This is a genomic window from Pseudolysinimonas sp., from assembly GCF_049651805.1.
Lineage (GTDB): Bacteria > Actinomycetota > Actinomycetes > Actinomycetales > Microbacteriaceae > Pseudolysinimonas_A.
In genome coordinates, this window is sequence record NZ_JBASCU010000017.1 from 67,325 (window position 1) to 92,576 (window position 25,252).

A 25,252-nucleotide genomic window follows, 5' to 3' on the forward strand; every position below is an offset into this window, starting at 1 on the left:
TGTCGTCGCGCGGCGGTCAATCCAGACGGAAGACCGCGCTGCCCGGGGCCGAGACGTCGTACTCCCCGGGGCCGGCTGCCGCGAAGCGTTCCAGCAGCGCCGCGAGGATGTCGGCCTTGCGGTCGGAATCCGCCGCGCTGCCCCAGACGACCCGCTGGCCGCTGCCCACGAGAGTCAGGGTCACGTCGTCCCGCGTCCGCGCGGTGATCGAATCGACCTGGGCGAGCACGCCGGGCGGCAGGGCGATCAGCACCTCCACCATGGCTTCGAAGCCAGTGTCGTCTGCGCCGGCCTCGGCGACCTGCAGAACGGGGAGGCCGTCCGGGCGCGCCGGCGACGCCTCGAGCACGACGCCGGCGGCATCGACGATGTCGAACCCGGCCGGGGTCCCGATCACGCCGATCGGGGTGCGCTCGACGATATGGATGACGAGCGTGCCCGGCGGGATCAACTCGGTGGCATAGCTGCGGATGCCGCTGAACTGGCCGAGCTCGTCACGGATGCGACTCTCGTCGATCAGCGCGAGCGGGGTGCCGAGCTGTTCCGACACCGCATCCTCCAGAACGGCAGCGTCGAGACGGGTGGTGCCCTCGATGCGGATCTCACGCAACGCCAGGATCGGCGAGAACACCGCCACCGCGATGAGCGCGGCCGTGACCCCGAGAATCGCGAGAACCGTGAGCCACCCGATCCGCCGTCGACGGGCGTGGCGCGTGAAGCGCTTGACCTCGGCCCGCTCGTCACGCTGCTTGATGCGCTCCGCCTTCCGCACGGTGCGTTCCACCGTTGGCTTCGGCTCGCGTCGAGGAGCCCGGGGCGCCGGCACCCGCGTGGCAGATTGTTCGTCCGCTTTCGGCGACGGCTTCGACGCCTTCACCGCCGGGGGTGGATGCGCGGACGAGCGCTCAGGACGCTTCACGGCTCGAGCGCGGCGACCAGTTGCGGGATGATGCGATAGACGTCGCCGCAGCTGAGCGTCATCACGAGGTCACCGGGCCGTGCGATCTCACCCACCCGCTCGGCGGCCTGCTGCCAGTCGGGAAGATAGTCGACGCGCGAGGCGTCGTTGAACCGGTCGGCGACGAGGGCGCCGGTCACCCCGGGGATGGGGTCTTCCCGTGCACCGTAGACATCCAACACCACGGTGTGATCGGCGAGCCGCTCGTAGACCTCCGCGAACTCTGCCGCCATCGCCTGCGTGCGGCTGTACAGGTGGGGCTGGTGCACCGCGATGACGCGACCGGCCCCCACGACGGAACGCGCGGTCTCCAGGGCGGCGACGACCTCGGTCGGATGGTGGGCATAGTCGTCGTAGACGCGCACGCCGGCCACCGTGGCGTGGTGCTCGAAGCGCCGGCCGGTGCCGGTGAACGCCTCGAGGCCGCGCGCGATGGCGCCGGGCTCGAACCCGAGCCCGGCGAGCACCGCGAACGCGCCGGCGGCGTTGAGGGCGTTGTGCGCGCCCGCGACGCTCAGTCGCACCCGAAACTCCGCGCCCGCGAACGACAGGCCGAACGCCACCGTCTCGCCGGCATCCACGTCGAACAGGCGCACGTCCGCATCTGCGGCCGCTCCGTAGTTCAGGGCTCGGGGGGCGGATGCCCGCGCGGCGACATTGCCGGCGCCGGCGTCGTCGGCGCAGGTCACGAGCAGCTCGCGGGCGCCCGATGCGACGCGCACAAAGGCATCCTCAACGGCGACCTGCGTGCCGTAGTGGTCGAGGTGGTCACTGTCGAGGTTGGTGACGAGTACCGCCGCAGGGTCGTACAGCTCGAACGAGCCGTCGGACTCATCGGCTTCGATGACCCACCATTCGCCCTGGCCTCGGCCCGAACTGCGGCCATAGCCGGCGATCACGCCGCCGTTGACGAAGCTCGGATCGGCACCGAGTTCGCGCAGCGCCGTGACGATCATTCCGGTGGTGGTCGTCTTACCGTGAGCCCCCGCGACGGCGATGAGTCGGGTGCCGCGGACGAGCCACGCGAGTGCATGCGCCCGGTGGAGGACCGGGATGCCGCGCCGCAGGGCCTCCTGATATTCGGGGTTGTCCTGCCAGAGTGCGCCCGTGACGACGAGGGTGTCGGCGTCGCCCACGTGGACGGCGTCGTGGCCGACCCAGACCTCCGCGCCCAGGTCGCGCAACTCCCGTACGGCGGCACTCTCGCTGCGGTCGGAACCGGTGACCCGATGCCCGGCCTCGAGGAACAGCCGGGCGATGCCGCTCATGCCGGAACCACCGATGCCGACGAAGTGGAGCGACCCTAGATCCGCAGGGATCTCCAGGTCGAGGTCGGGCTTGATCATCGCTTCAACGCTACCGGTGCACCGAGACGCGCGCTTCGAGCACGAGCTCGACCATCTGGTCGGCACCGTCGCGCACCCCGACGGACGCCATTCGCGCCGCCATGTGCGCCACGCGAGCGCGGTCTTGTAGCAGGAGCGGCAGCTCGCGCGCGACGAACTCCGGCGTGAACGCGGCGTCGGCCACGAGCACCGCTCCCCCGGCATCCACGGCACCCCGCGCGTTGAGCGCCTGCTCGCCGTTGCCGACCGCGTAGGGAACGAAGACGGCGGGCACGCCCACGGCAGCGAGCTCGCAGACCGTCGCGGCTCCGGCGCGGGACACCGCGAGGTCAGCGACCGCCAACGCGAGATCCATCCGGTCGCAGTACTCGAGGATGCGGTAGCCGGCGAGTTCGGGATCTTTGACCGGCGAGCGGCTGCCGGTGATGTGCAGCACCTGCCAGCCGGCACCGAGCAGCGCGGCGACCGACTCGCTGATCGCGGTGTTGAGCCGCAGTGCGCCGGTCGAGCCGCCCGTGACGAGCAGCACCGGCTTGTCGGCGGCGAGGTCGAACGACCCCAGGCCCTCGACCCGCGCGGCCGGGCGGTCGAGACGCTCGATCTCCGCGCGCAACGGCAGCCCGACGACCCGGGCGTGACGCAGCGGCGTTCCGGCGAAGGTCACCCCGAGGTGACGGGTCCAGAGCGCCGCCAGCCGGTTCGCGATCCCGGGGCGCGCGTTCTGTTCATGCACCGCGATCGGCAACCGCTCCTTGCGGGCGGCCGCGTAGGCGGGAGCGGAGGCGTACCCGCCGAACCCCACCACGACATCCACGCCGCGATCGCGCAGAACTCCGCGCACGCGGTCGACGGATGCGCGCCACCGCGCCGGAAAACGCAGGGCATCGCGATTCGGACGTCGTGGAAAAGGCAGCCGCGGCACGGTCACCAGTTCGTAGCCGCGTTCCGGAACGAGCCGCGCCTCGAGGCCCTCCGCGGTGCCGAGCACGAGGATGATTGCGTCGGGCTCGCGGTCGCGGAGCCGGTCGGCCGTCGCCAACAACGGATTGACGTGGCCGGCGGTGCCGCCACCGGCGAACAGGTACGTGGTCACTTGACGATTGTGGTCGACCGCGGAGCGAGCGCCGCGCGATCCTCGGGTTGGGGTCGATGACGGGCGAAGCTGAGCACGATGCCGATCCCAGCCATCGTCGTCAGCAGTGCCGAACCGCCCGCGGAAACGAGAGGCAACGGCACCCCGAGAACGGGAAGCACCCCGAGCACCACGGCGATGTTCACGAAGGCCTGGCCGATGATCCACGTCATCACCGCTGCCGTCGCGATCCGCGCGAACGGGTCACGCGCCATCCGGATGATGCGCACGAAACAGATCGCCAGCACGACGAACAACGCGAGCACCAGAATGCACCCGAGCAGGCCGAGTTCTTCGCCGATGATCGCGAAGATGAAGTCGTTGTCGGCCTCGGGGATCCACGACCACTTCCCGGCGGAGTTGCCGAGGCCGACGCCCAGGACTCCGCCGTGGGCGAGCGCCTCCCAACCGTGCACGGTCTGCCAGCACTCACCCCCGAGCAGATCGGGATCGGCGCACCCGGTGAGCCACGCGTCGATGCGATCCCGACGCGAGAGGCTCAACATCGCGACGCCCGACCCGAGCACCGCGATGACCGCGACCGCGACCGCGAGGAACCGCAGGCGGATGCCGGCGAAGAACAGGGTGCCCAGCACGAGCAAGATGATGATCGATGCCGACCCGAGGTCGTTGCCGAGCAGCACGAGCCCGACGCAGACGGCGACGATCGGGCCGATCGGCACCACCACGTAGCGCCAGTCGTCGAGCAGAGCGGCCCGCTTCACCAGAATCCAGGGCAGCCAGATGACGAGGGCCAGCTTGATCAGCTCGGACGGCTGGGCGGTGAAGGCCCCGAAGTCGAGCCAGCCACGGTTGCCGCCGGTCTCGTAGCCGAGATCGGTGAACACCAGCATCTGAAGCAGGACGCCGGCGATGACCGCCCAGCCCGCCCACCGCTTCCAGAACGAGAGCGGGGCGCGCGAGGCGAGCAGCAGCAACGGCAGCCCGATGACCGCGTACAAGCCCTGTCGAGCGGCACGCGCGAAGAAGTCACCGTCGTCGATCCGAGACTGGATCGCCGACGAGGAGAGCACCATCACGAGCCCGAAGATCAGCAGGAACAGGGTGGTGCCGAGCAGCAGGAAGAATTCGGGCGTCTCGGCCGCGAACAGCTTCCGCACGGCGATCACCGCCGACGGGGCGGCCTTCCCCGCCGCCGGCTCCGCGGGGCGGCTACGCGGGCTCGGGCGAACCGGACCGGGACGCGGGACTCTCGCCATCGTCGCCTCCCGTCCACTCCCGTACCGCTTCGGCGAACCGGCGTCCCCGGTCCGCGTAGTCGATGAACTGATCCATCGACGCCGCCGCGGGCGCGAGCAGCACCACGTCGCCGCGTCGGGCGAGCGCCGCTGCCGCGCGCACCGCGACCGGCATCACCTCAGTCTCCGACTCGGCGACCTCGACGACGGGGACGCCGGGCGCGTGTCGTTCGAACGCCTCGCGCAGCGCCGCACGGTCGATTCCGACCAGAACGGCACCCCGCAACCGGGCCGCGTGCCGTTTCACCAGCGGCGCGGGATCGACGCCTTTGAGCAACCCGCCGGCGATCCAGACGACCGAGTCGAACGCGGCCAGAGCCGCATTGGCGGCGTGGGCGTTCGTCGCCTTGGAGTCGTCGACGTAGGTGATCCCGTCGTGGACGAGCACCACCTCGGTGCGGTGACGGTCGAGCGCGAAGGAGCGGATGGCATCCCGGATCGCCGTCGGCGCAACGCGCGCCGCCCGGGCGAGGGCCGCCGCCGCCAGGGTGTTCGCGATGCCGTGCGGAGTGCCCAGCCCGGAAGCCCGCAGGTCGCCCAGGGTCGCCAGTTCGAGCGCCGAGTTGTGGCGTTCGTCGAGGAACGCCCGGTCGACGAGGATGTCGTCGACAAGGCCCACGTCGCTCGGTCCGGGCACGCCGAGCGTGAAGCCGATCGCGCGAGCGCCCTCCTGCACCTCGGCGTCTTCGACCATCTCGCGGGTCGCGGGGTCGCCCTGGTTGAACACGCACGCGAGCCGGGTGTTCGCGTAGACCTTCGCCTTCGCGTCCCGGTACCCGCGTGCCGACCCGTGCCAGTCGAGGTGGTCGTCGTCGAGGTTGAGGCACACGCTCGCCAACGGCGAGAGTTCGCCGCCCGCGTTGGTGTTGACCCAATGCAACTGGTAACTCGACAGCTCGATCACGAGCGCGTCGAATCCCTCGGGGTCGCGGATCGCGTCGAGCACCGGGATGCCGATGTTGCCGGCCGGTGCCGCGCGGAGCCCGCCGGCGACCAGCATCGTCGCCGTCAACTGGGTGGTGGTCGTCTTGCCGTTGGTTCCGGTGATGCAGATCCAGTCGGCCGGCTCGCCGTCGGCGCGTGGCACCTTGTCGCGGAGGCGCCACGCCAGTTCGATGTCGCCCCAGACCGGGATGCCGCGCTCGGCCGCCCACACCAGGAGCGGGTGGTCGGGGTGGTAGCCGGGCGAGACCACCACCAAATCAGGGTCGAACGCCGGGAGGGCATCCGGAACCGTCGTCTCGTCGGGGTGCAGGTCGAGCCGAGCGCCGATCACCTCGAGGAGTTGCACGTGCTCGTCGGATGCCCGCGCCGCGACCACGAGCACCTCGGCACCGAGTTCCACGAGAGTGTCGGCGACCGCGAACCCCGTCACGCCGACACCGAACACGGCGACGCGCAGTCCCTGCCAGTCGGAGCCCCAGCTCACGAGGCGCGACAGATCCCTCACTAGCGACTGGCCCACTCGAGGTAGAAGGCGCCGACACCGGCCGCGACGAAGAGCGCCGCGATGAGCCAGAACCGCACGACGATGGTGATCTCGGCCCAGCCCTTCAGCTCGAAGTGATGCTGGAGTGGGCTCATCAGGAACACCCGGCGACCCTGACCGAATCGCCATTTCGTGGCTTTGAAGTACGCCCGCTGGATGATGACCGAGCCGGTCACGATGATGAACAGGCCCGCGATCAGGATGAGCAGCAACTCGGTGCGGGTCATGATCGCGAGGGCGGCGAGGGCGCCGCCGAGCCCCATCGACCCGGTGTCGCCCATGAAGATCTTCGCGGGCGAGGTGTTCCACCACAGGAACCCCACCAGGGATCCGCTCAGCGCCGCGGCGGCGACCGCGAGGTCGAGTGGGTCACGTACCTCGTAGCACTTGTAGAAGGTGCTCGACCCGATGACGTTCTCGTTGAAGCACGACTGGTTGGCCTGCCAGAACCCGATGAAGATGTAGGCCGAGATCGCGAAGATCGCGGCGCCGCTCGCGAGGCCGTCGAGGCCGTCGGTGACGTTGACGGCGTTGGACGTGCTCGTCGTGATGATGTTCACCCAGACGACGAAGAGCACGAATCCGACGACTGACCCAAAGGCGAACAGGTTGAGCCAGCTGATGTCGCGTACGCCGGAGATGAGTGTGGATGCGGGCGTCAAGTTGTTCTCGTCGCGGAAGTTCTCGGTGATCGCGAAGACAGCGAAGACGGATCCGACGATCACCTGTCCGGCGATCTTCGTCCACCCCCCGATGCCGAGGCTGCGCTGCTTGCGGATCTTGGCGAAGTCGTCGACGAATCCGACGAGTCCGAGGCCGAACGCCATGCCGAACACTAGGACGCCCACCATCGTCCACGGCACTCCGGCAACCAGGTGCCCCACGAGATAGCCCAGGAAGGCGCCGATGAGAAAGACGATGCCGCCCATCGTCGGAGTGCCGCGCTTGGTGTGGTGGCTCTGCGGCCCGTCGTCTCGGATGAACTGCCCCCAGCCGATGCGGCGGAACAGCCGGATGAAGAGGGGGGTGAGGAAGAGCGTGAACGCGAGCGAGAAGCCACCGGCGATCAGGAGGGCGATCACTGCGTCACACCTCCGAGTCGGTCGCCGAGAAACCGGAGTCCCGCGGATTTGGAGGACTTCACGAGCACGACGTCGCCGGCGCGGAGATCTTCCCGAAGGAGATCGTAGGCCGCCTGGGCGTCCGCGACGAACACCGACTCCCCGTCCCACGACCCTTCGAGCCCGGCCGCGGCGTGGATGTGGCGGGCTCGCTCGCCGACGACGACGAGCTGCGAGATGTTCAGCCGCACCACGAGCCGGCCGAGGCGATCGTGCTCCTCCTGGGCGTACTCCCCCAGTTCCGCCATTTCGCCGAGCACCGCGATGGAGCGTCCGGGCCTGCCTCGAGTGATCTGGGCGAGGGTCTTCAGCGCGGCCGCGGTGGAGTCGGGACTCGCGTTGTACGCGTCGTTGATGATCGTGACGCCGTCTCCCGGCTCGAGCACCTCCATGCGCCAGCGTTCGGCGCGCGGCACGGTCTCGATCGCGGCGATCGCACGTTCAGCGGGGATCCCGAGCTCTCGGGCCGCTCCAAGGGCCGCGAGGGCGTTGGCGACGTGATGCTCGCCGAGGATGCGAAGCGACACCGGATGGCGCCCGCCGTCCGACAGATAGTCGAACGTCGTTCCGGTGGCGGTCGCTTGAACGTCGTCGGCGCGGAGTTCGTTGGACTCGCCCACCCCGAAGCGCACGACGCGCGCGCGGGTCATGGTCGCCATCTCGTCGACCCGCGGGTCGTCACCGTGCAGCAGGGCGACGGCATCCGGAGGCAGGTCGGTGACCATCTCGGCCTTCGCGCGCTGCACCGCTTCGATGCCCCCGAACTCGCCGGCGTGTGCGAGCCCCACCTTGAGCACGATGCCGATGTCGGGGGTGACGATCGAGATCAGGCGGGCGATTTCGCCGACGTGCGAGGCCCCCATCTCGACCACGAGGTACTGCGTCGCCTCGTCGACCCGCAACATGGAGATCGGCGCGCCGACATGGTTGTTGAACGAGCCCTCAGGGGCGACGGTCGGTCCCTCTGCGGTGAGTACCGCACGCAGCAGGTTCTTTGTGGTCGTCTTGCCGTTCGACCCGGTGATCGCGACGATCTTCAGGGCGCCCAGGGCGCGCACGCGGGCGACAACCGTCTTCGCGAGAGCCGCCAGCGCGGCGACCCCGTCGGGCACGACGATCAGCGATGCCGCGACGTCCAGCTCTCGCTCTGCAATGACCAACGCCGCACCAGCCTCGACGGCGGACGGCGCGAACAACGCCCCGTCGGTGGTCTCGCCGGGAAGCGCGAAGAACACCGAACCGGTCGACACCAGGCGGGAGTCGGTCTCGACGCTGCCGTCGACGGCTGCCTCGGGGTCACCCCGCACGATGCGGCCGCCGAGCGCATCTGCAATCTCGGCGAGAGTGAGGGCGATCACCAGCCGGCCTCACGCAGGGCGGCGCGCGCGAGGTCGCGTGCGGAGTAGGGAGTGCGCTCGCCCTCGATGTCGCGGTAGTCCTGGTGCCCGGGGCCGGCCCAGAGGATCGAGTCGCCCTCCTTGGCGAGTGAAACGGCCTTGAGAATCGCCGCTTCCGGCGGGCTGACCTCGTAGAGCTCCGGCTGGTTCTCGGCCTGCGCGGCTCCCTCGAGCAGGGTCGCTCGGATGGAAGCGGGGTTCTCGAAGCGCGGGTGATGGTCGGTGATGATCAGGATGTCGCTGCCCTCGGCCGCGACCCGAGCCATCGCGTGGCGCTTCGACGCGTCGCGGTCCCCGTCGGCTCCGAACACCATGATCGTGCGACCGGTCGTGAACTGCCGCACGGCCGCGAGGGTGTTCTCGAAAGCGTCGGGGCTGTGCCCGAAGTCGACGTAGACACTCGGGCCGCGATCCCCCGACACCCGTTCGGTACGGCCCGGCAGGTAGGCCCGGATGCCGCCGTCGGCATCCAGCGCCGCTCCGATCGCCTCGAGCTCGAATCCCGCCTCGACGAGCATGACGATGCCGAGGGCGGCGTTGGCGGCCATGTGCCAGCCGATGAGCGGCTCGCGCGTCACGAGTGACCGACCCTCGGGTCCCGCCACCCGGAACTCGGTGTAGGCAGCCGTCGAGTCGAGGATCTCGACCGTCCAGTCGGCGCTCGCGACGTCGTCGGGGTTCGCGTGCCCGACGGTCGCGATCGTGGTCACCGGGATGTGCGCCTCCTCGACGACCCGCGCCCCGTAGGCCGTGTCGAGGCAGATGACGGCGCGCTTGGCGAACTGCGGCTGGAACAGCGGCAGCTTCGCGTGGAAGTACTCCTCCATGTCGGCGTAGTCGTCGAGGTGGTCGTGGCTGAGGTTGGTGAACCCGGCGACATCGAACAGCAGCCCGTCGACGCGGTGATGGGTGAGAGCCTGAGCGCTCACCTCGACGGCGACGGCGCGCACGCCGCTCTCCCGCATCCGGGCGAGCAGTGCGTGCATCTCGCTCGCCTCGGGCGTGGTCAGTCGGCTGACGATCGTCAGGTCGCCGATGTGCCGTTCCGCCGTCGACGACAGCCCGGTGACGAGTCCGAGTTGCCGCAGGACGGCCTCGAGAAGGTACGACGTCGACGTCTTGCCGTTCGTGCCGGTGGTGCCGAACAGCAGGGGCGGGTTCTCCCGCGTGCGGTATACCCAGGCGGCGATCTCGCCGAGCGCGAGCCGCGGGCTTTCGACGAGAAGGATCGGCAGCCCGGCATCCGCCGCCAATTCCGCCCCCTCGTCGTCGGTGAGCAGCGCCACCGCGCCGCCCTCTCGGGCCTGGGCGGCGTACCCGGCACCGTGCCCCTTGGCCCCCTTCACGCCGACGAAGAGGTCACCGGGGTGCAGGTCGCTCGTGCTGAGGGTCACCCCGCTGATCTCGACACCGTCGATGCTGCCCCGGTGGTCGATCCCGAACTCCTCGACGAATCCGGCGAGCGAGCGGGGCGATGGATGCTCCGGTCGAAGGACCGGGGGGATCCGAGAACTCACCCGACTCCTTCTCTCTGCTTTCCCACCCACCTACCAGGTGAGCGGGAGACTCGGCGCCGCTTCCGTCGAGGGCGTGACCCGGAAGGTCTTGATGACCTGTTCCATGATCGCGTTGAAGACGGGGGCTGCGGCGGCGGACGACTTCATCGTATCGGGCTTGCCGATCGTCACGACAATGGCGTACTCGGGTCGGTCGGCCGGGAAGACGCCCGCGTACGAGACGATGCGCTCCGACCCGTATCGACCGTTCTCGGCGACCTCGCCCGTGCCCGTCTTCGCCGCGATGCGGTAACCCGGAACGCTCACCACGTCGCGCGACGCGCCCTGGCTGGCGACGGTCTCCATCATCTGCAACGTCGTTTCAGCGGCGTACTCGCTCACGACACGCTCGCCGGTCGGCACGGGCACCTCCGTCCACGTGCCGTCGGGGTGCTCGCACCCGGCGACCAGCGTCAGCGGCATCCGCACCCCGCCGTTGCCGAGGGTCTGGTAGAGACTCGCCATCTGGGCGCTCGTCGCTGTGATGCCCTGGCCGAACATCTGCGCCGCGAGCGTGACGGTGTCGGCCTTGGTCTGCTCAGGCGTGTAGACCTGACCGTGGTTGCCGGGCACCGACTCGCCGAGGAACTCCACCTCGGTCGGCTGCCCGAACCCGAAGGCCTGGAACGCGTCGTACTTCTGCTCGGCGGTCAGGCGCTCGCTGAGCATCACCGTACCGATATTCGATGAGTTCATGAGGATGCCGGTGGCCGTCCAGCGCAGATCGCCATGGGCGAAGACATCCGTGATGTTCTCTCCCGCCGGAAGTCCGTTGGTGTAGTTGCCGGGCACGGTGACCTGCGTGTTCGGGGTGATCAGGCCGCGGTCGAGGAGCGTCGCGAACGCGACGGGCTTCATAATCGAGCCCGGCTCGAACGGCGCCGTGAAGCTGCGCGCGCCCGAGTTCTCGGCACTCACCGAATTCAGGTCGTTCGGGTCGATCGACGGCCAGTCGGCGGCGACCACGATCTCGCCGGTGTCGACCCGCACCACCATCGCGGTACCCCACTCGGCACCGACCGCCGCCCCTTGTTGGGCGAGTTGCTGTTGGGCGTACCACTGCAGATCCGCGTCGATGGTGAGGTGCACCGTGCCGCCGTCGACGGCCTCCTGCTCGACCTCGAGGCTGCCGGGAAGGCGCACCCCGTCGGCGCTGCGTTCGAACGTCGAGGTTCCCGGCGTAGACGCGAGACACTCGTCGGCCTGGAGCTCGGTGCCGGCGAGCGCGCCGTCGGTGCCGAGGAAGCCGACGAGGTTGCCCGCAATCGCACCGCGAGGGTAGGTGCGCGAGGGCCGCATCTCGGAGTAGATCCATGCGATGTCGAGGTCCCACACCGCCGTCAGAATGTCGAGTTCGACTCCTTTGACCAGATATGTGAACTTCGACTCCGGGTCGGCTGTGAGCGCCGCGTAGAGGTCGGCGGCAGGCGTGCCCGTGACCTCGGCCAACCGGGCGATCGCCTCGGTCGTCGGCACCTTGACCTTCTCGCCGTCGATCGTGATCGTCGTCTGCTCTCCCACGTTGACGGGCGCGGCGGTGATGTCGTAGCGCTCCACGCTGTCGGCCAAGGCGACCCCGTTCGCGTCGACGATGCTGCCGCGCACCCCGTGCACGAGAACCGTGCTCGAGCGTCGCGCCTGCGCTGCTGCCGTCAGCTCCTCGGCGCGCACCACCTGGATGTCGACAAGCTTGACGACGAACAGACCGACGATCGCGAAGACGGCGAACAGCGTCAGCGCGAGGCGCCGCGCGGTGAGCCGTGAGTTCGTCATCCCTGCCCCTTTTGCCTGCGCGTCAGCGAGTGGTCGGCGAGGGGATCGTGCCAGGCGACGACGGCGACTGCGTTGCCGACCCGCCGCCTCCGGTCGAACTCTGAGCAGAACTTGTCGGCTCGTCGGCCGCCGCCGGTTCGACGAGGGTGTGACCGGCGAGCAGCGAGTTGCCGATCTGGTTGCCCTGCGACCCGGTGAGGCTGCCGCCGGCGGGCGTGGGATTGCCCGAGACGGCACCCGTCGACAGGTCGAGGAACACCGGGTTGCCGCTCGCGATCATGCCGAGGTTCTCGGCATTCGCGATGAGGTTCTGGGTCGACGACAGCACCTCGAGCTCTTCGGTGAGCGCCTGCTCTTGGCGCTCGAGATCGCGCTGCTGCGTCTGAAGGCCCGCGATCGTGTAGGCGCCGTCGGCGAGCACGATGCTGAGCAGCAACTGGGCCAGCAGGATGACGCCGATCCCGCCGATCGTGACGATCGCCGGGAGCACGCGAGGGCGGGCACGACGCTGCGCGCGCGTCGGCGCGACCTCGAGGTGCCGACGCGGCGCCGGCGCGCGAGCCGGGCGCGGTGAGGCGAGGGGAAGCGCGCTCATGCGGCCGCCCTGCGCAGTCGCTCGACAGCACGCAGCCGCACCGGAGTCGCCCGCGGGTTGCGGGTCTTCTCGGCGTCACTCGCCAACTCGGCGCCACGCACCAGCAACGTGAACTCGGGGGCGTGCTCGGGCAGTTCGACCGGAAGCCCGCGCGGAGCTGTCGAGGCCGACCGGGCAGCGAACTCGCGCTTGACCAGGCGATCTTCGAGCGACTGGTAGGCGAGCACGACAATGCGGCCGCCGACCTCGAGCGCGTCGAGCGCGGCGGGGATCGTTCGCGCGAGCACGTCGAGTTCGGCGTTCACCTCGATGCGCAGCGCCTGGAAGACCCGCTTCGCGGGGTGTCCGGCGTTCTTGAGCGCGGCAGGCGTCGCCGCTTGCAGCAGGTCGACGAGCTGCGCCGACGTCTCGATCGGCGCGGTCGCGCGCGCCTGCACGATCTTCCGGGCGTACCGGGCACTGAGCTTCTCTTCGCCGTACTCGAAGAAGATGCGCCGCAGCGCCCCTTCGTCGTACTCGGCGATGATCCGGGCGGCCGTGAGCGGCGCGGTCGGGTCCATCCTCATATCGAGTGCGGCATCCCGCGCGTACGAGAAGCCCCGGTCGATGCGGTCGAGTTGCATCGACGACACCCCGAGGTCGTAGAGGATGCCGGCGACCTCGGGGATGTCGAGGTCGCTGAGCACGGTCGGGAGCGCATCCGATACCGCGTGCACGAGGTGCGTGCGGTCGGCGAACGGCGCAAGCCGCTCCCCCGCCAGGCGCAGCGCCTCCGGATCCCGGTCGATCCCGACCAGGGTGAGTTCGGGGAATCGACGCAGGAACGCTTCGGCGTGGCCGCCGAGCCCCAGTGTTCCGTCGACGAAAACCGCACCCGGAGACGTCAGTGCGGGCGCGAGCAGGTCGAGACAGCGGTCGAGCATGACCGGGGTGTGCAGGGCGTCGTTCGATGCATCCGTCATGAGGAGTGGGGCCGGGCCCTCGAACCTGATCCCCATCCGCTGCGACCTGGCTCCGGGGAAGTGAGCCAGGGTGCGCGGCTGAGGGTCGGGTTCGAGGGATCTAGAAGAGGCCCGCGATCACCTCCCCGTCGGCGGCGGCGTAGCCGGACTCGGTGGCGGCGTAGAACTCGTTCCAGGCGGCCGAGTCCCAGATCTCGGCGCGCGTCCCGGCGCCGATCATCGTGAGCTCGCGATCCAGGCCGGCGTACTCGCGCAACATCGCCGGCACGGTGACTCGGCGCTGCTTGTCGGGGATCTCCTGCGTCGCGCCAGAGAGGAAGAGGCGGATGTAGTCGCGCCCCTCCTTCGTGGTCACGGGGGCGTTGCTCATCTTCTCGTGCACCTTCTCGAACTCACGCTCGGAGTAGACGAACACGCAGCGGTCCACCCCGCGGGTCATGACGAGCCCGCCGGAGAACTCGTCCCAGAACTTGGCCGGGAGGATGACGCGCCCCTTCTCGTCGAGCTTGGGCGCGAAGGTGCCGAGCAACATGCGGCCACCCCCTCACTTCTCCGGCCAGACGTCTGAGGTGGCTCCACATTACTCCACTTTCCTCCCCACACAACCCTTTTGCCCCACTTCTCCTCCATTTGGGGACGCCGGTGCTCCCTTTCGGGCAACGAAAAAAGGCCGACCCGAAGGTCGGCCTGTTTCGAAAGGATGGGGGTGGGAGGTCAGTCCTCAGAGTCGCGGCGCTGCTCCCAGCGTTCGCCGAGGGTGTCCATGAAGCTCGCACGCCGACTCTTGGCGTCAGCGTCGCGCGCGACGGTCAGTCGGCGCGGCGGCGCGAATCCGAGGAGGGCGCCGATGAACATCACGACGAACCCGAGGAGCCCGACCAGGGGCTGCTGCACGATCACGCCGAGGATGAGGAGAACGATCCCAGCGACGCCGCCGACGATCGCGAGGGCGATAGCGGTGTAGTTGGCGCGCCCACGGATGCCGACTTTGGCGACATCATCGGCGTCGTGGTGGTAGAGGTTGCGCTCCATCTCATCGAGGAGGCGCTGCTCCTGCTCTGAAAGTGGCATGGTGAACTCCTTGACCGCGAGAAACTCATTGTAGGCCGCTCGAGCCTGGATAAGGTAGGCGCGTGCCTGTGAGTCCGCGTTTGGTGGACCTGGTGCAGTCCCGACTCGATGACTTCCTCGCCGAGCGCGGCGAGGAGTTGCGCGGCATCGCCCCCGATCTCGAGATCGTCAACGACGGCGCCCGTCGGCTCCTCTCCGGCGGCAAGCGCTTCCGCGCACTGTTCTGCTACTGGGGCTGGCGTGCCGTGGGCGCCGAGGCGGCCGAGTTCGACCCGCTCGATGAGGGCTCGACCGAGGCGGATCTCGCGGCGATCGTCTCGATCGCCGCGGGGCTGGAAGCATTCCACGCCGCGGCACTTGTGCACGACGACATCATGGACAACTCCGACCTGCGGCGCGGTCAACCGAGCGCCCATCGGGCGTTCGGCTTTCTGCACAACGAGCGCGGCTGGGACGGCTCCGCCGACGCGTACGGCCTTTCGGCGGCGCTGCTGCTGGGTGACGTGTTGCTCGGCTGGAGCGACCAACTGGTGGATGACGGTGTCGCCCGTGTGGATGACGTCGCGGCCGGCCGTGCGGCCCGTGCCGAATTCGCGCGGATGCGCACCGAGGTGATGGCCGGCCAGTACCTGGACATCTTCGAGGAGATGGCGTGGCGCACGGTACCCGAGAGCGAGCATCTCTCCCGTGCCCAACGGGTCATCGTGTTCAAGTCGGCGAAATACAGCGTCGAGGCTCCGCTGGCGATCGGGGCTTCCCTCGCCGGCGGTTCACTGGCGCAGATCGCGGCGCTGCGCGACTTCGGCCTGCCGCTCGGGATCGCATTCCAGCTGCGCGACGACCTGCTGGGCGTCTTCGGCGACCCGTCGGTGACCGGCAAGCCCGCGGGCGACGACCTGCGCGAGGGAAAACGCACCGTCCTGGTCACCCTCGTGCGACAGAAGCTCCCGGCATCCGCCGCCCGAGTCTTCGACGAGCTCCTCGGCGACCGCACCCTGGATAGCGACCAAATCGCCATGCTCCAAACGGCCGTCCGCGACAGCGGCGCCGTCGACCACGTGGAACGTGCGATCGCCCACCACCTCACCCAGGCCCGCGCAGCACTGGCCGACGCCCCCATCTCCCGCTCCGCCCGCGAAGAACTCACCGCCCTGGCCGACGCCGCCACCACCCGCACCTTCTAAAACACGGCAAGGACGCCGGGACGTCGGGCGCACACCCGAAACCACCGGGCACCCCACCCCAGCCTCCTCTCACGGGGGAGGCGGGCACCCACGAGGACACCACGTTTCCGGGGAGACAGCCACACGGTTTCCGGGGAGACAGCCACACGGTCGGATCCTCGTCCAGCGGATGCTTCCAGGGAGACGAGGTGCGTCTCGGGGCACGGCTCCCTCGCCCCCGAGGGGACCCACATCCTTCTGCGGCGGTTCGGCGCCTTCGGCGGTGTCGCTCTGCGGGGACCGGACGCGGTCGACACGGCGTGTCGTGGGCGTGTCGAAGCAACCGTCATCCCAGAGCGACATTTCCGATGCAGGTCTCGAAGACGAGGCGTTCCGCGTCAATCGGGGTCGGGGTCCTCGCTCTTGACTCTTGAACGGGATCCGGCCGCGTAGCCCCCGAGTAACTCAGAAGCCGAGCGCTTGAGCGACTCTGCGAACTTCGGCCTTACGCCCAGCCCGCAACGCATCCACCGGAGCAACTCCCCCGAGCACCTCGTTGTCCGCGAGCATCCAGTTCAACGCTTCGTCGTCGCTGTAGCCCGCGTCGTGGAGCACGATGACGGTGCCGCGCGCGTCGTGGAGGGGTTCGCCGTCTTTGATGAAGTCGGCGGGCACTTTGAGCACGCCGTCGATGCGGGTGCCGGGGAGGGTGTGGTCGTCGATGAGCCGTCTGATGCGGCCGGGTGGTTCGCTGAGGATGTCGACGAGTTCCGGCACGGTCAGCCAGGTCCGCGGGGCGGGTGCGGTCACCCCTCTAGAGTGCCACGGTGAAATGTTTCGGTCTTGTAAACTCCTGCAACACCCGCCACGTTGATTGACACGCATGTACAGCTGTGTCACGGTTGGGAGGAGTGCCGACACGAATCCTCGGGGGGCTGAGGGAGATTGAGGCGGAGATGACGGACGTATCCGACGCGGAGGACACCGCGCGACCCCTGTTCCCAGGGCTGGTGTCGTCAACGGCGACCCCGAACGCGGGCGGCAGGCACCGCAGCGAGCGCCGCGGGCGTGCATTCGGCGACGGCTTCCGCAAGACCCTGCCGTTCGTCGTCGCGAGCGCGATGACGATGGGGCTCAACCTGACAGGTCCGGTCGAACCGGTCTCGGCCGCGCCGAAGAAGCCTGCGAAGCCCAAGTCAGACCTGACGACGTCGATGCGCAGCCTGGTCGGAGCAGCGGCCCGGGTCGCAACCGGCGGCGGAAGCTCCGCGTCGCCGACGCAGTACACGGTGAAGGCCGGTGACACCGTCGCGGCGATCGCCGGACGGCACGGGCTGTCCACGGCATCCGTTCTCGCCCTCAACGGCCTCGGTTGGAAGTCGCTGATCTTTCCCGGCCAGGTGCTCAAGCTGGCTCCGGGTGCGAGCGTCGCGCCCGCCACCACCCAGGAGGGTGGTCGATACACGATCGCCCGGGGCGACACGATCTCTCGCATCGCCGCGCGGTTCGGCGTTTCCGTCGAATCGGTGCTGAGCGCCAACGGGCTCGGCTGGTCGAGCATCATCTATCCGGGCCAGACGATCGCGATACCGGCTGCCCCATCGGCAGCCCCCGCGATCGAGCTGGTGTCGTCGAGCACGCCGGCACCCGCGCCCGCCCCCGCCCCAGCCCCAGCCCCGGTTTCGACCTACACGATCACGTCCGGCGACACGATCTCGGCGATCGCGGCCCGCTTCGGGGTGACGACGAGCGCCCTCCTCGCCGCGAACGGACTCACCGCGTCGAGCATCATCTATCCCGGTCAGAAGATCGTCATTCCCGGTGGCGGATCGTCGTCCGGCGGTTCGTCGGCGGGCGGGTCGTCGGCTGGTAGCTCCAACGGGTCGGTCACGGTACTCACCGCGGAGCAGGAGACGAACGCCCGCATCATCATCCAGGTCGGCCGCGAGCAGGGGGTGCCCGACTACGGCATCATCATCGCGCTCGCCACGGCGATGCAGGAATCGAGCCTTCGCAACATCGACTACGGCGACCGTGACTCGGTCGGCCTCTTCCAGCAGCGCACCAGCACGGGTTGGGGCAGCGTCGACGACATCATGAACCCGTACCACTCGGCGTTCCTCTTCTACCAGGGCCGCAGCGGCTACACGCGGGGACTGCTCGACATCTCCGGCTGGCAGTCGATGCCGCTCACCGTCGCGGCCCAGAAAGTGCAGATCTCGGCGTACCCCGACGCCTACGCGAAGTGGGAGACGAGCGCGCGCGCCTGGTTCGCGGCGCTGGCCTGACAACGGCCTGATCCTGCGCCTTTCGGGTGTCCTCCCAGGCTCGGCGGCGGTGCGAACCTAGAATCCGAGGGTGAGTGTCAACGCCACCGATCCGCTGATCGGCCGGCTTATCGATGGCCGGTATCAGGTACGCTCACGCATCGCCCGAGGCGGGATGGCGACGGTCTATCTCGCGACCGATCTGCGTCTCGAGCGCCGCGTGGCGGTCAAGGTCATGCACGGACACCTCGCCGACGACAGCCAGTTCAAGCAGCGCTTCATCCAGGAGGCGCGCAGCGCCGCTCGACTCGCGCACCCGAACGTCGTCAACGTCTTCGACCAAGGGCAGGACAGCGAGTCCGCCTACCTGGTCATGGAGTACTTGCCCGGTATCACGCTGCGCGACTTGCTGGATGAGTACGGGTCGCTCACCCCGCAACAGATGATCGACATCACCGAGGCGGTGCTCGCCGGGCTGGGAGCCGCTCACAAGGCCGGCATCCTGCATCGCGATCTGAAGCCCGAGAACGTGCTGCTCGCCGACGACGGACGCATCAAGATCGGCGACTTCGGGCTCGCCCGCGCGACCTCGGCCAACACCGCCACGGGGGCGGCCCTGCTCGGCACGATCGCCTATCTCTCCCCCGAACTCGTCACCCGCGGGGTTGCCGACACCCGAAGTGACATCTACGCGGTCGGCATCATGATGTACGAGATGCTCACCGGCGAGCAGCCGTTCACCGGCGAGCAGCCGATGCAGATCGCCTACCGCCACGCCAACGAGCCTCTGCCCGCGCCGAGTTCGAAGAACTCGAAGGTGCCGCGGGAACTCGACGAGCTCGTGCTCTGGGCGACGGCGAAAGATCCCGACCAGCGACCGGCCGACGCCCGCGCCCTGCTCGAACAGGTGCGCGACACCGAAGCACTGCTCGACCTCCCCGCCGGCACCCCCGCCCGGCCGCAGAAGACCCAGGTGCTTCCGGCCGCGTCGAGCGGTTCGCGCCATTCGACCGACCCGTCGTCGCTGACGTCGGCGCTGCGGCCCGAGCGACCGTTCAGCGAGGCAGCGACCCAGGTGCTGGGCGCGCGTCGAACGCCCGACGGACCCGGCACCGAACTCGCGGTCGCCGACCCCCCTCCCCGACCCCGGCGCACCCGGCGGTGGATCCCGATCGTCGCCGTGCTCGGCGCCCTGCTGCTCGCGGCATCCGGAGTCGGCTGGTGGTTCGTGTTCGGGCCGGGCGCTCGCGTCACCATTCCGAAAAGCATCGAGGGACTCACGTTCGAGCAGGCCACGCTCGAACTGGAGAGCCTCGGGCTGGTCGTGGCCGAACAGCCCGGATCGATCGACTCGCCCCATGTGCCCTTCGACCTCGTGGCTCAGACCAAACCCGAGATCGGCGAGCCCGTCGAGCCTGGGTCGTCAGTCGTCATTCTGCTCTCCACCGGGCCCGAGATGATCGCGTTCAACCTCGACCAGGGCATGCCGCAAGCCGAGGCCGAAACGATCGTCGCCGAGCACTGGACCCTGGAAGCCACCGACGTGCAGTTCCACTCGGAGGTCGCGGCGGGCCAGCTCATCGACGCCCTCGGCGCCGGCGGCGGCAGCCTGCTCGACGCAACCGAATACGGCGAACTCCAACCGGTGACCCTCGTCGTGTCGGCCGGCCCTCTGCCTGATCTCGTGGGGAAGACTCCCGACGAAGCGCGAACCGCGCTTGCTGCGGTTGATCTCACGGTGGTGGACAGCCTCGAGCTGCAGAGCAACGACGACACCGTTCCCGAGGGAACCGTCATCGGCTTGGTCGACACCGGCGCTCCCGTGAGGCCCGGCGACGACGTGGGTCTCAACATTTCGAGCGGTCCCTCCCCGGTCGCCGTTCCGGAGATCGTCGGCATGTCGTGGACCGACGCGAGAACCGCCCTCGAGGCCGCAGGACTCGGCTACGAGTTCGACCGCCAGATCGACGAAGAGCTGGCGCAGAGCTTCCCGAACAGCTCGCGCGTCACGCGAGCCGACCCCGAGCCGGGGGTGATCGTGCGGCGCGGCGACATCATCACCGTGCGGCTCGCGGTCGGCTAGCTAGCGCTTGCCGAGTTCCTCCGCAACGAGGAACGCGAGCTCCAGCGACTGCATGTGGTTGAGGCGCGGGTCGCAGAGCGACTCGTACTTCGTCGCGAGGGTCGCCTCGTCGATCTGTTCCGATCCGCCGAGGCACTCGGTGACGTCGTCGCCGGTGAGCTCGACGTGGATGCCGCCGGGGAAGGTGCCGGCCACCCGGTGGGCCTCGAAGAATCCCCGCACCTCGTCGACGACGTCGTCGAAGCGCCGCGTCTTGTATCCCGTGGGCGTCGTGAGCCCATTGCCGTGCATCGGATCGGTGACCCACAGCGGGGTGGCATCCATCCCCTGGATCGCCTCGAGCAGCGGGGGCAGCGCGTCGCGCACCTTCTCTGCACCCATGCGGGTGATGAAGGTGAGTCGGCCCGGCTCGCGCTCGGGGTCCAGCTTGTCGATCAGCTTCTCCATCACGTCGGGCGTCGTGCTGGGACCGAGCTTGATGCCGATCGGGTTGCGGATGCGCGAGAAGTAGTCGACGTGGGCACCGTCGAGATCGCGGGTGCGCTCCCCGATCCACAGGAAGTGCGCGCTCGTGTTGACCGGGGTGCCGTTGCGCGAGTCGATGCGAGTCATCGGCCGCTCGTAGTCCATGAGAAGACCCTCGTGCGAGGTGTAGAACTCCACCCGGCGCAGCTCGTCGAAGTCGGCACCGGCCGCCTCCATGAACTTGACGGCGCGATCGATCTCCTTCGCGAGGCCCTCGTAGCGCTGGTTCGCCGGGTTGGTGGCGAAGCCCTTGTTCCAGGAGTGCACCTGGCGCAGGTCGGCGAAACCGCCCTGCGTGAAGGCGCGGATGAGGTTGAGCGTCGACGCGGCCGTGTGGTACCCCCGCACGAGTCGGCGCGGATCGGCTGCCCGCGACTCGGGAGTGAAGTCGTAGCCGTTGACGATATCGCCGCGGTAGGCCGGCAGGGTCACATCGCCCCGGGTCTCGGTATCGCTCGACCGGGGTTTGGCGAACTGTCCCGCCATGCGGCCCATCTTGACGACCGGCATCGAGGCACCGTAGGTGAGCACGACTGCCATCTGCAGCAGCGTCTTCACGCGGTTGCGGATCTGGTCGGCCGTCGCGCCCGCGAAGGTCTCGGCGCAGTCGCCGCCCTGCAGCAGGAAGGACTCCCCGCGGGCCGCGCGCGCGAGCCGGTCGCGCAGGATGTCGACCTCACCGGCGAAGACGAGCGGAGGGTAGGAGGCGATCTCGGCGGAGGCGACGGCGACGGCTTCGGCGTCGGGCCACTCGGGCTGCTGCTTGATCGGCAGAGTCCGCCAATAGTCGAGACCCTCGATCACACTCGGATCAGCCTGGACGACGGTCTCGGTCGGGTCTACCACGGAACGACTCTCTATCGGAGGGTGTCGGGCGCGAACGCGCCCAGCCGCTCAGCCTAGCCGGGTGCCGAGGTCACCGTCGGACGCTTGGTTTCGAGCGGTTCTTGACCGAACTCGCGTACACGTCGACGTACTCCTGGCCACTCAGTTTCGAGAGCTCGTGCATGATCTCGTCGGTGATCGACCGCAACACGAACCGGTCGCCCTCCATCCCGGCGAAGCGCGAGAAGTCCATCGGTTCCCCGACCACGACGCCGACCTTCCGCAGTTTCGGAAAGTAGGTGCCGGTCGGCAACACCTTGTCGGTGTCGATCATCGCGACCGGCAGCACCGTCGCCCCCGATTCCAGCAGCATCCGGGCGATGCCGGTGCGACCGCGGTAGAGGCGGCCATCGGGGCTGCGGGTGCCCTCCGGGTAGATCCCGAGCTGGCGACCTTCCGCCAGCACTCCCCTCCCCGCCGCGATCGCCGCCTCAGCGGCTTTCCCCCCTGAGCGATCGATCGGCACTTGGCCCATACCCGAGAAGAAGAATCGGCTGAATCGTCCCCGCACCCCGGTGCCCGTGAAGTACTCGCTCTTCGCGAGGAATACGATGTGTCGGTCCACGAGCAGCGGAAGGAATATCGAGTCGACGAACGACAAGTGATTGCTTGCGAAGACGACCGGGCCAGACTCCGGAACGTTCTCGGCGCCGACGATCCACGGCCGGTACACGGTGTGCAGGAACGGACCCAGAAGCACGAACTTGACCAGCCAGAAGAGAAAGGGCATCGCCTGGCCGCCTATCCCGAGCTACCGGCATGGATGCGCGCGAGGTCGGCGGCGCCGACCACGCCGGCGTCGTTCACCAATTGCGCGACGAGGAATTGCGGCTCGGGGTGAAAGCCACGGGCCGGCAGGTGGGCGAGGAACGACTCCCGCACGGGGTCGAGCAGCCGATCGCCGGCCATCGCCACTCCCCCGCCGAAGACGAACACCTGCGGGTCGAGCACCGCGCCGATGGAGGCGCACGCCTGGCCGAGCCAGTCGCCGAGCTCCCGAAGCGCCTCGAGGGCACCGGGGTCGTCGTCGGCGATGAGTGCGGCGACGACCGTGCCGTCGAGCGCCCCGCCGTTGGCTTCGCGCGCCCGGGCGAGCGGCTGGCCGATGCCGCCGGCATCCGCGATCTCGCCCGCGAACCGCATCAGCGCCCGACCCGACCCGTACTGCTCGATGCAGCCCTTCTGGCCGCAGCCGCAGGGGTGCCCGTCTGGCACGACTCGGAGATGCCCGATCTCACCGGCAGCACCGAACCCGCCGCGCAGCAGGCGCCCTTCGGTGACGATCGCCCCGCCGACCCCCGTGCCGATCGTCAACATGGTCATGTCGGTCGTTCCGCGCCCTGCTCCGAAGCGGTACTCGGCCCACCCCGCGGCGTTCGCGTCGTTGTCGATCGTGATGTCGATGCCCGGCAGTCGAACCGACAGCCGATCGCGGAGCGGTTCGCTGCGCCACTTGATGTTCGGCGCGTAATAGACGGTCGACTGCGCGGCGTCGATGAAGCCGGCCGCCGCAACGCCGGCGGCAACGATCCGTTCCCCATCGCCGAGTTCGCGTACCAGTTCGACGACGATATCGACGATCGCGTCCGGGTCACCGGCCGGGGTCGGGCGACGCTCGAGACGAAGGATGTCACCGCCCTCGGTCACGAGGGCTCCGGCGACCTTGGTCCCTCCGATGTCGATCCCGATGGCGTGCACCCGACACAGCCTAATTCCGTGGTGGGGGCACAAATCGCACGGCTAAGCTCGGCCTGACCATCCCCGGCCCCAAAGGAGTCGCCGTGAAAGAGAACTTCACACCACTCGCAGTCCAGCCCGATCCCAACGCCAACATCACCGACCTGCTGGTCGCGCGTGTTGCCCAGACCCCGAACAACGCCTTGTTCGCGGTCCCCGCAGCGGACGGCAGCTGGACCGACGTGACGGCGGCGCAGTTCCATGAGCAGGTCGTCGCCCTCGCCAAGGGCTTCATCGCTGCGGGCGTGAAGCCAGGCGAGAAGATCGGCTTCATGTGCAAGGTGCGCTACGAGTGGACCCTGGTCGACTTCGCGATCGCCTATGCCGGCGCCATCGTCGTTCCCATCTACGAGACGTCCTCGCCGCCGCAGGTCCAATACATCCTCACCGACTCGGGAGCGACCGGAATCATCGTCGAGACCGCCGAGCACTTCACCCGTTTCGACGAGATCCGCGGCGACTCGCCGCAGGTCGACAAGGTGTGGCAGATGCACCTCGGCGACCTCGAGAAGCTCGCCGGCTCAGGAGGCGACGTCAGCGACGCCGATCTCGAGACGCGCCGCACCACCGCCAAGGGTAAAGACCTCGCGACCCTGATCTACACGTCGGGTTCCACGGGCACCCCGAAGGGCTGCATCCTCACCCACTCCAACTTCGTCGACCTCAGCCGTAACGCCGCGGTCGCGATGGACGAGGTGGTGAACGCGCCGGGCGCATCGACGCTCCTCTTCATCACGACCGCGCACGTATTCGCGCGCTTCATCTCGATCCTCTCGATTCACGCCGGGGTCAAGGTGGGGCATCAGCACGACACCAAGAAGCTCGTCGAGTCTCTCGGATCTTTCAAACCGACCTTCCTCCTCGCCGTGCCTCGCGTATTCGAAAAGGTCTACAACTCGGCCGAGCAGAAGGCGATCGCCGGCGGCAAGGGCAACATCTTCCACCAGGCCGTGGAGACCGCGATCGAGCACTCCAAAGCCGTCGATGCGGGCAAGATCCCGCTCGGGCTGAAGATCAAGTTCGCCCTCTTTAATAAGCTCGTGTACGGCAAGCTCAGGGCCGTCATGGGCGGCAACGTCAAGTACGCCGTGTCAGGTGGCGCGCCGCTCGGCCCGCGGCTGGGTCACTTCTACCGCAGCCTCGACGTCAAGATCCTCGAGGGCTACGGGCTCACCGAGACGTCCGCTCCCGCAACAGTGAATCGCGCCGACAAGTTCAAGATCGGCACGGTCGGCCCCGCACTCCCCGGGAACGGCATCAAGATCGCCGAGGATGGCGAAGTGCTCGTCACGGGCATCGCGGTGTTCGCGGGGTACTGGAACAACGAGAAGGCGACGAAGGAGACCTTCGACGGCGAGTGGTTCAAGACGGGTGACATCGGTGAACTCGACGACGACGGATACCTCAAGATCACCGGCCGCAAGAAGGAGATCATCGTCACCTCGGCGGGCAAGAACGTCTCACCGGCTCTGCTCGAGGACCCGATTCGATCCCACCCGATCATCGGTCAAGTCGTCGTCGTCGGAGACCAGCGGCCGTTCATCTCGGCACTGGTGACCCTCGACTCCGAGATGCTCCCGCCGTGGCTCAACACCAACGGCGAGTCGGCGTCGATGTCGCTGGAAGAGGCGGCCACCAACCCGAAGGTCATCGCCGAGGTGCAGAAGGCGGTGGATGCCGCCAACTCACGCGTTTCGCGCGCCGAGTCGATCCGCAAGTTCACGATCCTCGCGACCGAGTTCACGGAAGGGTCGGGCCACCTGACCCCGAAGATGTCGATCAAGCGCGGCCCGATCATGAATGACTTCGGCGCCCAGATCGAGGCCATGTACGAACAACCCGCCACCCAGGGCGAAAGCTTGGTGCACTGAGCTAGCCTGGCGCGCCGCTTCTGCGGCACGCGTGCGCCCCCGAGAGCACGAGCGCGGTCGCG

The 25,252-nt window shown here is 68.7% G+C and carries 21 protein-coding genes; 4 read left to right on the plus strand and 17 right to left on the minus strand.

From position 1 onward, the window contains the following. Positions 1 to 16: 16 nt before the first annotated feature. From WBL06_RS03340 to WBL06_RS03400, 13 genes are all read right to left on the minus strand, one after another. The gene (locus WBL06_RS03340) at positions 17 to 784 is read right to left on the minus strand and encodes a cell division protein FtsQ/DivIB (protein WP_424454557.1); all 768 of its coding nucleotides are present in this window, start codon (positions 782 to 784) and stop codon (positions 17 to 19) included. Positions 785 to 915: 131 nt separating this feature from the next. Then, a complete protein-coding gene (murC, locus tag WBL06_RS03345) occupies positions 916 to 2,304 on the minus strand; it encodes a UDP-N-acetylmuramate--L-alanine ligase (protein ID WP_424454558.1) in 1,389 nt (462 codons plus the stop codon). A gap of 10 nt (positions 2,305 to 2,314) precedes the next feature. Then, positions 2,315 to 3,397: a UDP-N-acetylglucosamine--N-acetylmuramyl-(pentapeptide) pyrophosphoryl-undecaprenol N-acetylglucosamine transferase gene (locus WBL06_RS03350; protein WP_424454559.1), complete on the minus strand. Its 1,083-nt coding sequence runs from the start codon at positions 3,395 to 3,397 to the stop codon at positions 2,315 to 2,317. After that, positions 3,394 to 4,656, minus strand: coding sequence for a putative lipid II flippase FtsW (gene ftsW, locus WBL06_RS03355; protein WP_424454560.1), 1,263 nt, complete (start codon positions 4,654 to 4,656; stop codon positions 3,394 to 3,396). Before ftsW ends, WBL06_RS03350 begins: the two co-directional genes overlap by 4 nt. Continuing rightward, complete coding sequence (gene murD / locus WBL06_RS03360; protein ID WP_424454561.1) at positions 4,610 to 6,145, minus strand: UDP-N-acetylmuramoyl-L-alanine--D-glutamate ligase; 1,536 nt, start codon at positions 6,143 to 6,145, stop codon at positions 4,610 to 4,612. Before murD ends, ftsW begins: the two co-directional genes overlap by 47 nt. Next, on the minus strand, positions 6,145 to 7,266 hold the full coding sequence (gene mraY / locus WBL06_RS03365; protein ID WP_424454562.1) for a phospho-N-acetylmuramoyl-pentapeptide-transferase: 1,122 nt from the start codon (positions 7,264 to 7,266) through the stop codon (positions 6,145 to 6,147). The genes murD and mraY overlap by 1 nt, the downstream gene beginning before the upstream one ends. Beyond that, positions 7,263 to 8,663 carry a UDP-N-acetylmuramoyl-tripeptide--D-alanyl-D-alanine ligase gene (locus WBL06_RS03370; protein ID WP_424454563.1) on the minus strand — a complete coding sequence of 467 codons (1,401 nt, stop codon included), beginning with the start codon at positions 8,661 to 8,663 and terminating at the stop codon, positions 7,263 to 7,265. The genes mraY and WBL06_RS03370 overlap by 4 nt, the downstream gene beginning before the upstream one ends. Then, the gene (locus WBL06_RS03375; protein WP_424454564.1) at positions 8,660 to 10,219 is read right to left on the minus strand and encodes a Mur ligase family protein; all 1,560 of its coding nucleotides are present in this window, start codon (positions 10,217 to 10,219) and stop codon (positions 8,660 to 8,662) included. Before WBL06_RS03375 ends, WBL06_RS03370 begins: the two co-directional genes overlap by 4 nt. A gap of 30 nt (positions 10,220 to 10,249) precedes the next feature. Then, positions 10,250 to 12,031: a peptidoglycan D,D-transpeptidase FtsI family protein gene (locus WBL06_RS03380; RefSeq protein WP_424454565.1), complete on the minus strand. Its 1,782-nt coding sequence runs from the start codon at positions 12,029 to 12,031 to the stop codon at positions 10,250 to 10,252. Positions 12,032 to 12,053: 22 nt separating this feature from the next. Continuing rightward, positions 12,054 to 12,626, minus strand: coding sequence for a hypothetical protein (locus WBL06_RS03385; protein ID WP_424454566.1), 573 nt, complete (start codon positions 12,624 to 12,626; stop codon positions 12,054 to 12,056). Next, positions 12,623 to 13,588, minus strand: coding sequence for a 16S rRNA (cytosine(1402)-N(4))-methyltransferase RsmH (gene rsmH, locus WBL06_RS03390; RefSeq protein ID WP_424454567.1), 966 nt, complete (start codon positions 13,586 to 13,588; stop codon positions 12,623 to 12,625). Before rsmH ends, WBL06_RS03385 begins: the two co-directional genes overlap by 4 nt. A 100-nt stretch (positions 13,589 to 13,688) precedes the next feature. After that, positions 13,689 to 14,120: a division/cell wall cluster transcriptional repressor MraZ gene (gene mraZ / locus WBL06_RS03395; RefSeq protein ID WP_424454568.1), complete on the minus strand. Its 432-nt coding sequence runs from the start codon at positions 14,118 to 14,120 to the stop codon at positions 13,689 to 13,691. Positions 14,121 to 14,302: 182 nt separating this feature from the next. Continuing rightward, complete coding sequence (locus WBL06_RS03400) at positions 14,303 to 14,659, minus strand: DUF3040 domain-containing protein (protein WP_424454569.1); 357 nt, start codon at positions 14,657 to 14,659, stop codon at positions 14,303 to 14,305. A 62-nt stretch (positions 14,660 to 14,721) separates the two neighbouring features. Here WBL06_RS03400 and WBL06_RS03405 point away from each other — a divergent pair, with 62 nt between their 5' ends. Further along, a complete protein-coding gene (locus tag WBL06_RS03405) occupies positions 14,722 to 15,843 on the plus strand; it encodes a polyprenyl synthetase family protein (RefSeq protein ID WP_424454570.1) in 1,122 nt (373 codons plus the stop codon). Positions 15,844 to 16,287: 444 nt separating this feature from the next. On the opposite strand, the gene WBL06_RS03410 is transcribed toward WBL06_RS03405, so the two are convergent. Further along, a complete protein-coding gene (locus WBL06_RS03410) occupies positions 16,288 to 16,632 on the minus strand; it encodes an Rv2175c family DNA-binding protein (RefSeq protein ID WP_424454571.1) in 345 nt (114 codons plus the stop codon). A 146-nt stretch (positions 16,633 to 16,778) separates the two neighbouring features. Between WBL06_RS03410 and WBL06_RS03415 the strand changes: the two genes are divergently transcribed. Both WBL06_RS03415 and pknB read left to right on the plus strand, forming a co-directional pair. Next, positions 16,779 to 18,110 carry a LysM peptidoglycan-binding domain-containing protein gene (locus tag WBL06_RS03415; RefSeq protein ID WP_424454572.1) on the plus strand — a complete coding sequence of 444 codons (1,332 nt, stop codon included), beginning with the start codon at positions 16,779 to 16,781 and terminating at the stop codon, positions 18,108 to 18,110. Between the two features lie 70 nt (positions 18,111 to 18,180). Beyond that, positions 18,181 to 20,172 (plus strand): Stk1 family PASTA domain-containing Ser/Thr kinase, encoded by a 1,992-nt coding sequence (pknB, locus tag WBL06_RS03420; protein WP_424454573.1) that lies wholly within the window; start codon positions 18,181 to 18,183, stop codon positions 20,170 to 20,172. Here pknB and WBL06_RS03425 read toward each other — a convergent pair whose 3' ends face one another. The 3 genes from WBL06_RS03425 to WBL06_RS03435 form a co-directional block, all read right to left on the minus strand. After that, entirely contained in the window at positions 20,173 to 21,543 is a 1,371-nt protein-coding gene (locus WBL06_RS03425) for a class II 3-deoxy-7-phosphoheptulonate synthase (RefSeq protein ID WP_424454574.1), read from the minus strand. Between the two features lie 70 nt (positions 21,544 to 21,613). Further along, the gene (locus tag WBL06_RS03430) at positions 21,614 to 22,312 is read right to left on the minus strand and encodes a lysophospholipid acyltransferase family protein (RefSeq protein ID WP_424454575.1); all 699 of its coding nucleotides are present in this window, start codon (positions 22,310 to 22,312) and stop codon (positions 21,614 to 21,616) included. An 11-nt stretch (positions 22,313 to 22,323) separates the two neighbouring features. Continuing rightward, the gene (locus WBL06_RS03435; RefSeq protein ID WP_424454576.1) at positions 22,324 to 23,280 is read right to left on the minus strand and encodes an ROK family protein; all 957 of its coding nucleotides are present in this window, start codon (positions 23,278 to 23,280) and stop codon (positions 22,324 to 22,326) included. An 83-nt stretch (positions 23,281 to 23,363) separates the two neighbouring features. Between WBL06_RS03435 and WBL06_RS03440 the strand changes: the two genes are divergently transcribed. After that, positions 23,364 to 25,190 carry an AMP-dependent synthetase/ligase gene (locus WBL06_RS03440; RefSeq protein WP_424454577.1) on the plus strand — a complete coding sequence of 609 codons (1,827 nt, stop codon included), beginning with the start codon at positions 23,364 to 23,366 and terminating at the stop codon, positions 25,188 to 25,190. Positions 25,191 to 25,252 lie beyond the last annotated feature (62 nt).